At 44.0% G+C, this 11,671-nt stretch carries 2 protein-coding genes; both read left to right on the top strand.

Annotated elements, in window-relative coordinates; translation table 11 throughout:
* Window positions 1-4 precede the first annotated feature (4 nt).
* Window positions 5-11,383 (top strand): hemagglutinin repeat-containing protein, encoded by an 11,379-nt coding sequence (locus ACPEH5_RS06065; RefSeq protein WP_281110684.1) that lies wholly within the window; start codon window positions 5-7, stop codon window positions 11,381-11,383.
* Window positions 11,380-11,604 carry a hypothetical protein gene (locus ACPEH5_RS06060; RefSeq protein WP_042848792.1) on the top strand — a complete coding sequence of 75 codons (225 nt, stop codon included), beginning with the start codon at window positions 11,380-11,382 and terminating at the stop codon, window positions 11,602-11,604. The genes ACPEH5_RS06065 and ACPEH5_RS06060 overlap by 4 nt, the downstream gene beginning before the upstream one ends.
* Window positions 11,605-11,671 lie beyond the last annotated feature (67 nt).

Below are 11,671 nucleotides of genomic sequence, written 5' to 3'. Positions count from 1 at the left end.
CAGGATGAACAAGTTATTTTATCGCTTAATTTTTAATACTGCCCGCCAAATGGTGATGGTGGTGGCGGATATTACGCGCAGTCATCGTGCGGGCCCTGCCTGTTCAAGTGAAAACCGTGTTGAGAAAACCGCAAATAATCTCGTACGTTGGTCAATCAAGCCGATTGTCACTTCCCTATGGCTAACATTGGGAATGGTGAGCTTTAGCGCTTCTTCGTCAACGATTGTTGCGGATAGTAAAGCGCCGGGTAACCAGCAACCCACTGTCGTGAATACACAAAATGGTTTGCCACAAGTCAACATTCAAGCGCCAAATCGCGATGGTGTATCTCGTAACCAATACAGCCAATTCGATGTTGATCATAAAGGGGCGATCCTCAACAACAGTAGTACCAACGTCAATACGCAACTCGGTGGCATGATCCAAGGCAATGATTGGCTCGCCAAAGGGGAAGCTAAGATCATCCTTAATGAGGTGAATAGCCGCGACCCTAGCCAGCTCAATGGCTTTATTGAAGTTGCAGGGAAAAAAGCCGATGTGATCATCGCCAACCCAGCAGGGATCACCTGTAATGGTTGTGGTTTTATTAATGCGGACAAGGCGTTACTTTCTGCCGGTAAAACATTGATTGAAAATGGCAAAATTAAGGGCTTTGACGTTGATAAAGGCAGTATCAATATTGTCGGTAAAGGCTATAACGGCAATGGGACTAACTACACAGCGTTGATCGCTCGCTCAGTGAATATTAATGCCAAATTACATGCGAAAGATTTAGCGATTACGACAGGAAAAAATACTGTTGCGGCGGATGGGAAAACCATTCTTAAAACGGATAACTCCTCTACTGATGATAAGCCTGAATTTGCTCTAGATGTGGCTGCATTAGGGGGGATGTATGCCAATACCATCAAAATGCGTGGTACAGAACATGGTGTTGGGGTACGAAATGCAGGGCATATTGGTGCAGAAGCCGGGGATATTACACTTTCTGCTGATGGTAAAGTGGGTAACTCTGGGGTGATCACCGCCAGTCACAATATTGCAATAAATAGCCAGAAAGCTATCAATAACACAGGCACCGTACTGGCGCAAAATGATATCCAACTTAAGGCGAAACAGGTAATAACCAACACCGATAAAGGCCAAATCGTCGCAGGGCGCGATGCAACGCTAAGTGCTGAGCAAATCAATAGTGACCGTACCGCATTATTAGCCGCGGGGGTCGATAGTAAAGGTAAGCTTACATCAGCGGGTTCATTAACGGTTAAAGGCGAGAAAGAAATAGCATTACAAGGGGATATTGTTGCTAAAGACTCATTAACAGTAACAGGCAGCGGGGTAGATCTATCCCATTCCAATACCCAAGCCAAAAATATCGCGCTGACGTCTACCGCAACGGATATTCGCACCCAAGAAGCGCATTTACTGGCAACGAACAACGCGACATTGACTGCTAAACGCGGCATTGATAACCAAAAAGGGGAGATTGTTGCTCACCAACTCACTTTATCTGCTCCCGAGTTTATCGACAACCAACAGGGTAAGCTCGTTCAAAAAGGAAATTCAAAAAATACCTTACATACTAAGGTATTAGGTAATCAACAAGGTGAGGTCAATCTAGCGGGAGAGACTTCCGTTATCACGCAACAGCTGAATAACCAATCGGGTCAGTTATTAAGCCGTGATGGCAAAATGGATATTCAAAGCCAAAGCCTGAACAACCAGCAAGGCACGTTGTTAGCCTCTGGTAAGCAAGGGCTAACTATCAAAGCGGATTCACTAGATGGGCAAAAAGGGGAGATCCTCACCAATGGTGCATTGAATTTAACCGCACAATCAGTGAATTTAAATAACGCCACCACCCAAGCAGAGCAAATCACGTTACAAGCGAATACATTATCTCACCGTCAAGGCAATATGTTGCAGACGGGGAGTAAAGCCATGGGGCTTAATGTGACTAATGAGCTTGATAATTACCAAGGAAGTATCACATCCAAAGGTGATTTACGCTTACAGGCAGAAAAAGTCGACAATACAGACGGTAAATTACTAACGGGGGCGAACCATCGCTTAGATGTTACGTCTGCAAAGGTGTTTGATAACACCCGTGGTGTTGTCCAAACCGATAAGTATTTGATGATCAAAGCGGATAAACTGATTAACCAACAAGGTAAAATCAGCAGTTTATCGGGTGCAGCTTTATTGACAGCAAATAGTTTAGACGGTGAACAAGGCACTATTTTTGCGAAAAACACATTAGGCATCGAAAGCGCTGATATCAACTTAAACCAAGGTTTAACCCAAGCGGATCAAATTTCTATTTTAGCCAATAACTTCATCCATCAGAGCGCAACCTTATTGCAAACAGGGGAAGGAAAAACCAAGCTGCATATTCAAAATCAATTTGATAACCAGAAAGGGGAAATCTCCAGTAATGGTCAAGTTGATATTGTGGCAAACGAGTTGAATAACCAAGAGGGGAAAATCATTGCCGCCAAACAGGGGCAATTGACACTGAGTATTCAACAGGCGCTGAATAATACGCAAGGAATATTATTAGGTAATCAGGGGGTTCAGCTCGCAGTAGAGCATTTAATTAACCAATCGGGCAAAGTTATTGCCAGTTTTGGTGATAATCATCTGGCGTTAAAACAACTGGATGGTGAGAAAGGGGAAATCCTTTCGAAAGGTAAACTCGCCTTAACAGGAGATAACCTGAACCTCAATGATGCAGTGACACAAGCCGATAATATCCAAATTGATGGGCAAAGCCTTTCCCATCAACGTGGCCAAATGCTACAAACAGGTAGTGAAAAAGGGGAAATTAAACTAGCTCAACACCTTGATAACCAATCAGGAAATATTAGTAGCCAAGGCACATTAAGCTTGGATGTGGCTAAGCTTTCTAACCAGCAAGGTGTGGTAGTGGCATCAAAAGTAGGGGCTTTGATCTTAAATGCAAAGCAGGGCATAGATAACACCCAAGGGACATTGTTTGCCGAGCAAAATTTTATGCTCAACACGCTCTCGTTCACGAATACCGATGGGAAAGTGATTAGTAAACAAGGCAATATGTCGGTTTCGACTGAAAACCTGCAAGGCCAACGTGGGGAGATGGTTGCACAAGGTGACTTATCACTTAATGGTAAAGACATTGACCTAAGTGCAGCGACTACGCAAGCACAACACATCCAATTGACAGCGAATAATTTAACGCATCAACAAGGGACGATGACCCAACTGGGTGAGCAGCAAGGTACTATTAACCTATCCCAACATCTTGATAATAACACAGGGGATATCAGTGGTAATGGTTCTTGGCTGATCAAAGCCAATACCCTTGATAATCAACAAGGTCACATATTCAGCGCAAAAATGGGTAAGTTAGACTTACAAATTCAGCATGCTCTGGATAACACAGGTGGAACGCTAACAGGCCGCCAAGGCGTGTTTATGGAAGCCCAATCGTTGATCAACCGTACGGGAAAAGTGATCGCCAGTATGGGGAATGTGACATTAAACAGCCAGTCACTGGATGGCGATAAAGGCGAAATACTGGCCGCAAATACGTTGAATATTCAAACGGGTGCTGTTTCACTGAATCAGGCTATCACTCAGGCCGAACAAATCTTAATAACGGCAAATACCCTTGACCACCAAGGTGGGAAATTATTGCAAACTGGCGATACAGCAGGGGAAATTACGTTACAAGGTTATTTGAACAATCAAGCGGGTGAAATAGGGAGTAACGGTAATTTTACTCTACAAGCTGATTCTTTGAATAACAACGATGGGCAAATTATTACCGCGAAGAACGGTGAGCTCACTATTAATTTGCTGAGTGAGTTATTGAACCAACATGGGGCTATTGTTGGTGAAAATAACCTGAATATTAGCGCAGATAGCGTTGATAACCGAGAAGGTAAACTGGTTGCTCGTCATGGTAATGCAAAACTGAACATTACTAATAATATCAATAACCAAGCTGGGTTAATTGCCGCAGAACGCCTTTTACAGATGCGCAATCAGGCGCTGCAAAACCAGTTGGGCTACCTACAAGCCAATGCTATCAATATTAATACCCATAACCAGCGGTTTGATAATACACAGGGCTCACTGTTAGCTCAGCAAACACTGGTATTAAATAGCGGCCAACTAGACAACCAGCAAGGCTCAATTCAATCAGGCAGTGAGATGCTGATTGATACCCATGGTGAGCAACTGATTAATACCCAAAGCGGTGATGACAAAGGGATTTATGCGCAAGGTGGTTTAACCCTAACTACCGGTGAGCTCAATAATGAGCAGGGCCGTATTGTGGCAAAAAATGCACTGACATTGAACAGCCAAGGGGTTAATAACCAGCAAGGTTTGGTGGGAAGTCAGTCCGAGCTGACAATGAATATCCAACAATTGGATAACAGCGAAGGGGTGATCAAAGGGCAATCCATTAATATTGATACCCAAGGACAGCGTTTAACTAACCTAGCTAAAACAGATGAACAGGGGATTTTTGCTAGCCAAAATTTAGCATTAACCATTGGAGAGTTAATTAACCGCCAAGGGAAAATTCAAGCTAGTCAAATTTCACTCAATAGCCAGAAAAAGCGTGTTGATAATAGCGAAGGTGAAATTCTTGCCGCCAATGATTTAACGGCGAATACGGGAGCGCTGGATAATCAACAAGGCCGACTGCAAGCAGGCCATCAGCTGACTCTGAATTCCCATGGTGAAGTGGTGAATAATAGCCACACGCAAAAAAATGGTGGCATATTAAGTGGTGGAGGCTTATCCATTGACAGTGGCAAGCTTCTTAACCAGCAAGGACAAATTCAAAGTTCGGAAGCGGCATCGCTCACCACCACAGGTATTGAAAACCAGAATGGCCAAATTTTTGCGGGTCAGTCAATGGATATCAATACCCAGCAACAGGTGCTATTAAACCAACAGGGCACATTAGCGAGTAATGGCAAGCTCGAACTGAATACAGGGGATTTAACTAATACCCAAGGTACTGTTCAAGGAAAACTTGGACTTACCGTGAATGCTGAGCAGATTGATAATCAAAAAGGGTTATTACTGAGCCAATCGGCGTTAAACGTGACAGGAAAGAACCTAGATAATACTCAAGGGGTTGTTCAGTCACAGGGAAATGCAACGCTGGATATTCATCAACGGATTGAAAACCAGCAAGGGCAGCTTTTGTCTGGTCAAAACTTGAACGTGAATACGCAACAGCTCAATAATGCGAGTGGTGTTATTCAAGGCCTCAATAATGTTGAATTGGCAGTAAAACAGCAAATTGAAAACCAACAAGGCTGGATCAAGGCTAATGAAAACCTCGATATTTCAGCTCAATCTATTGATAACAAAAATACAGCTAAAACAGGTAAAGGTTTGGAAGGGCAGAATATCACCCTGAAAACCACGACATTAGATAACCAAAGCGGTGCACTCCGTGCAGGGCAAGCCATTGAAGCGAATGTGGCACAAAGCTTGAATAATATTCAAGGGATGCTCTCAGCGGGAACTCAGTTGAATGTAACTGATAATGCCCAAGGTAAAGCCTTAGTATTATCGAACCAACAAGGGGTGATGGTTAGTAATGGCTCAGCCGCTATTTCTGCGGACCAATTAACGGGCGAAGGCAAGGTGATTGCACAAAAAGCATTATCACTGACACTTAACCAGTTATTTGAAAATACAGGGCGCATTCAAGCTGGCGAGAACTTAACCGCGAATTTTGCACAAGGCTTTACCAATAAAGGGTTATTTTCTAGCCTTGGCGAACTGGCGTTAACCACTACGGCCGTTATCAACCAACTTTCCGGCGAGATCAGTGGGCAAAATACCCGAATTAAAGCCAGCGGTCAGGTGATTAATACTGGGCTTATAGACGGTGTATTAACACACATTGTTGCGAATTCTTTAGATAATCTAGGCACAGGGCGTATTTACGGAGATTTCCTAGCAATAGCGGTCAATTCCCTCTTGAATGATAAGCAAGGGGATAAAGCGGCCGTTATTGCAGGGCGTAAAGAGGTTAACCTTGCGGTTTCTGAGCTATTAAACCGTGACCATGGTTTGATTTACAGTGACGGTGATTTAGTTATCGGTAAGCAATTAAATGACCAACTACAAGCCACTAGTCATGCCAAAAGTGTGAAAAACCACAGTGCAAATATTGAAGCGTCAGGCAACCTCACACTGAAAACTGATTTACTTGAAAACAAAGATATTCATTTGCAACTGACTGACGATGCAGTGGAGGTCAGTCGTGAGCACTTTGATTGGTATGATGCGGGTAATGGTAACCGTTATAAGTTGCAACCAAGAAATGGTAATCAAACTCGTTATGCGATTAATGAAGATGGCACGCTCAATAAAGAAGTGGGTATTCATTATGAAAAATCCAATCGCTGGCGGATGTTTGAATACGGAAACTGGACAAAATATTTTTATGAATATGATTACGACCGTATTATTTATGAAACACAAGTTATCAAACGCGATGCAGCACTGATCACCAGTGGTAAGCATTTGACGATTGATGGGCAGCAACTGAACAATGAAAATTCACGTGTTGTGGCAGGGCAAAACCTGATCTTAACAGGCTATGAACTAAACAACGAAGAAGCGCAAGGTGTTCGTCGTATTTTTGAGGATGGAAACACGATTTATCGCTATAAAGGCGGTAAAAAATGGAAAACGCGTACTAGCACGTCAAAATACCAAGGGGTTAATAGCGAAGAAGATTTAGCATTACATTTATTAGAAGTCACCGAAAATGCGGGTGGTATCAATAAAACTCAGCTCGATTCAGTGAAAGTGAATAAACTTGACGGGCAAGCGGAGGGGGTTTCTGCTGCAAGCCTACAAGATAACCAAGGTTCAGCTATCACTGAACAAACGCTAAAAGAGGGTAAAAATACGCCATTAGACTTGTTACCAGGTCAACAAATGGAAGTGACGCAATTACCGTCGATTTCAGCCAAAGTGGATGTCAAAGATGACAAATCAGTTGACTCATCATTGCAAGTCGAAAATGCCAATGTGGGTAACGGCACTGACATTCAAGGGCAAAATGACGCTGGTAAAGGGGAAAACATCACAGCAGAGACTGGCTCTCAAGGTAAAGATAACCTCGATACAGTGATCAGAACCGTTGGACCAAATACCCAATTACCCGACAACAGTCTATTTAATCTAACACCTAACAGTGATAGCCAATTCCTGATTGAAACAGACCCACGCTTCACTAACTATAAAAAATGGTTGTCGAGTATTGATATTGTCACGAATGAACAACTGCATAAGCGGTTAGGTGATGGTTACTATGAGCAGCGTTTAGTGCGTGACCAACTGATTGAAACTACTGGGCAGCGTTTACTGGGTAACTACAGTAGTGACGAGGAACAGTATCGTGCACTGTTAACCAATGGTGTGGCATTCGGTAACCAATTTAACCTGACACCGGGTATCGCCTTAACGCCAGAACAGATGGCGAATTTAACCACAGATATTGTGTGGATGGTGAATAAGGAAGTCACGTTGCCGGATGGACGTGTTGAACTAGTGAGTGTCCCGCAGGTGTACGTTCGTGCTCGCCAAGGGGATCTAAACGGCAATGGAGCATTACTGGCGGGGCGCAATGTTTCTGCGAATATGACTGGCAATATCCTTAATAGCGGCGAAATTAGTAGCCGTGAATTGACGGACTTAAGTGCTGAAAATATCGAAAATAGCGGCCGCATCCAAGGCAAAGACATACAGCTTGATGCCCTAAAAGATATTAAAAATGTTGGTGGGGAAATCCGTGGTTTAGACAATGTTTCGTTATCAGCGGGGCGCGATATTCTCAGTGAAACGGCGCAGCGTGGGGATGGCAAATCACAATGGCTCGATCGTCCTGCCAGTATCTATGTCACGGGTGATAATGGTCAGCTTACCTTAAAAGCGGTGCAAGATATAAACCTAATCGCGACAGATATCGGCAACTTAGGGGTTGATGGCAAAACATCGATAATTGCAGGGCGTGATATTAGTTTAGAAACTCGCGATGTTAGCTCGGTATTTGATTACACCCATAATTCAAGCAATTACTATCGTGGCGCTAACAGCACAGAGGTTGGCACACAAATCCAAACTCAAGGGGATTTAACCTTATCTGCGGGGCAAGACCTGTCTGCCCGTGCAGCAAACGTGAGTAGCGGTGGGGAGTTAGCGATCAATGTTGGGCGTGACATCAATATTACTTCCGGTATTGAAACAAGTGATTATGCGAAACACACCAAACACAAGGATAAAGGCTTCTTATCAAGTACCACCAAAGAAACCCATGATGAGGTGAATGAGCGCACAGCCATCAGTAGTACATTCAGTGGCGATAGTGTGAAAATGACGGCAGGGAATGACGTGAATATCGAGGGGAGTAATATACTCGGAACTAACGATGTTACCGTCAATGCTGGCAATCAATTGAATGTAACCACTTCTGACGAAGCACTGCATGAAACTCATGTGTCGAAAACCAAAAAATCAGGGTTAATGAGCAGTGGCGGTTTAGGTTTCACGGTTGGTTCAACTTCACAAAAAGTGACTACCGAAACCGATAGCAACCAGAAAAAAGGCAGTGTGATTGGCAGTACGGCGGGAGATGTAAACTTAACCGCTGGTGGCAGTGCAAATATTCACGGCAGTGATGTGATTGCGGCGAAAGATATCAATGTAACGGGCAGTGATGTGAGTATCACCGCGGCTGAAAATAGCCGTACGGATATCACCACGGTGGAAAGTAAATCCAGTGGGTTGACGGTATCGTTAGGCGGTACAGCGGGTAGCCTGTTAGATGGTATGGCGCAGACTGCAAAATCAGCGAAACAAGAAGATGATGGTCAGTTAGCTGCACTTAAAGGAATGAAAGCGGGCTTACAGGGTGTACAAGCTCAGCAAGCCGGTGAGTTGGCTGGACTGAAAGAAGGTGGTAGTGTGGCAGATGCCTTTGGCGTCAATGTGTCTTATGGCAGTAGTTCTTCAAAATCCACCACGAAAACACAGCAAAATACCGCATCAGGTAGCAGCTTAAGTGCTGGGGACAATGTCAACCTTACAGCCACAGGTAAAAAAGAGGGTAGCCAAGGCAACCTGACGGTACAAGGCAGCCAAGTGGATGCAGGTAAAAACATAACCTTAACTGCGAAAAATGATATTAACCTGACCAGTGCTACCAACACTCAAACCGTGGATGGTAAGAACGAAAGTAAAGGCAGTTCAATCGGTGCAGGTATTAGTACGGGCGGTTGGAATGTTAATGCGAGCGTGAATAAAGGCAATGGTTTTGAGAAAGGCAATAGCCAGTTCTATACCGATACAGAGGTTAATGCGGGTAAACAACTGACGCTGAACAGTGGCAAAGACACCACGCTAACCGGTGCGCAAGTGAGCGGTGAAAGCGTTAAAGCCAATGTGGGTGGGGATTTGACCCTATCTAGCCAACAAGCGACGGACAAATATGACTCGAAGCAACAAAGTGGCAGTGTATCTGGCAGTATTGGGTCAGGGTTGAATACCACAGCTTCCGTGAATGCCAATAAAACCGAAATGCACAGCGATTATCAATCGGTAGATAAGCAAACGGGTATCAATGCAGGCAAAGGCGGTTTTGATATTACGGTGGGTGAGCATACACAACTTGATGGTGCGGTCATAAGCAGTACGGCAGAGGCGGATAAAAACACATTGGATACAGGTACTCTGGGCTTTGGTGATATTAAAAACAAAGCGGAGTACAAGGTGGATAGCCAAAGTGGTGGTTTCAGTACAGGAGGCACACCATTTGAAGACCAGTTAATGGGGAATGCAGCGGGTTCACTGCTGACCAATGTGAATAACAAAGGGAAAGACAGCAATACCACGCATGCTGCGGTATCGGAGGGTAACATTGTTATTCGCGATAAAGACAATCAGAAACAAGATGTCAGCGAATTAAGCCGAGATACAGACAATGCTCATGAAAAACTCAATACGATTTTTGATAAAGAGAAAGAGCAAAAGCGGATAGAGAAAACGCAGTTAGTGGGCGAGTTAGGTAAGCAGATTACTGATATAGCGGTGACGAATGAAAGGATAGAAGCCACTAAGAACGAAAGGAAAAACTTTGATAAAACGCCAATGACAGACGATGAGCGTAAGAAAGCCATTGCTTCTATCAAAGATCCGAACTTAAAAGGGGATGAAACGGCCATTCGGAACGCGGTATTAAATGATCGTATAGAGAAAGCGGTTCAAGGGTCAGAATGGGGCGTTGGTGGTGATAATCGCCGTATCGTGGAGTCAGGGACGGCGTTAATCCAAGGCTTGGTGAGTGGTGATGTGAATAAAGCGGTGGCGAATGCGAGTGCACCGTATATCGCCAATCAGATAGCCAAGAATATTGGAGAGGAAAATAAAGCAGGGCGTTTAGCGGCCCATGGTATTGCGAATGTTGCATTAGCGCTGGCAAAAGGTGAAAATGCAGGGGCACAATCGCTGGGAGCCATGACGGGTGAAGCGATGGGGATGCTGTCGGTAGAACTGTACGGTAAAACGGTCGGTGAGCTGACGGAAGACGAAAAAGCGACAGTGAGCGCCTTTGCGAGTTTGGCTGCGGGAATAGCCGGCGGATTAGTGGGTGGCGATACATCGAGCGCAGGCAATGCCGCCGAGGCAGGGAAGACCACGGTTGAGAATAACTTATTCGGTGGAAATGAAATAACACATACCCAATATGTTCAAGAGCACGGAAAAGATGTGATGTCGTGCGCTGATAATCCTGCTTCAGAATCTTGTCGTCGCGGTATGGCGATGAACAGAGCTTATGCAAAAGTGTTAGCAGCAGGCGGTTTAGTCTATTTGCCGGGTGGAATGCAGATGACAGCGGTTATAGGTGGAACCTCGAATGCAGGTATTCAGTACATATTGACTGGTAATATCAATCCAGATGACGTACTTATTGCTTCCTATGTCGGTGGGTTTACAGCTAACACAGGTTTAGTTGGAACGGTGGGAATCAATGGATTAGGTGGCGCAACATCAAGTGTACTGAAAGATGAGGATCCATTAGAAGGTGGGCTGACATCAGGGCTTAGTTCCGGGGTTGGCTATGGAGCAGGCAAGTTAATTAAGCTAGGTACTAATAAGTGGGGATATTGGGTCTCCGATGGTTTTGATCCTAAATATAATCCGAAGTTACAAGGTGGCGCAAATAAAGGGCAATTAGGCTTATCAAAAGATCTATCACCTGCCGAATTACCTGGGGTCGCTGGTAATATTACTAGTTCTGTCGTTACTGAAAATACTAATAGTAAAATCAATGATAAGCTAAAAGAAGGCAATGAAAAATGAAATTGAAATTTTTATTTGTCTTCTTGCTGCTATTAATCGCTGGTGTATTTGTTGCTAGTATTATTTCTATCGCTGTAATTAATTTTATACTCACCATAATTAAAGGAACTGACTTTAGCCTAGACTCAGCTGAAATATGGGGAATAATGAAGATGAGCATTGTTGGTGGAAGCATAGGAGCTATAGGTATTTGGCTGTCTAGTTTTTTAAAGAAAAAATAGTTAAATAAAACCCTATTGTTTTTATAAAAAAAACCAGCGCCACACTGGGATCTATTTTATCTACCTC

Origin of the sequence: Providencia sp. NPDC089933, assembly GCF_049545585.1 — a bacterium.
Taxonomy (GTDB): domain Bacteria; phylum Pseudomonadota; class Gammaproteobacteria; order Enterobacterales; family Enterobacteriaceae; genus Providencia; species Providencia huashanensis.
This window is presented reverse-complemented; position numbering and strand designations above follow the sequence as displayed.

What these genes read in the sequence shown, in the direction of transcription:
- ACPEH5_RS06065 (WP_281110684.1), top strand. Translation starts at nt 5, where the DNA reads ATGAACAAGTTATTTTATCGCTTAATTTTTAATACTGCCCGCCAAATG.
- ACPEH5_RS06060 (WP_042848792.1), top strand. Translation starts at nt 11,380, where the DNA reads ATGAAATTGAAATTTTTATTTGTCTTCTTGCTGCTATTAATCGCTGGT.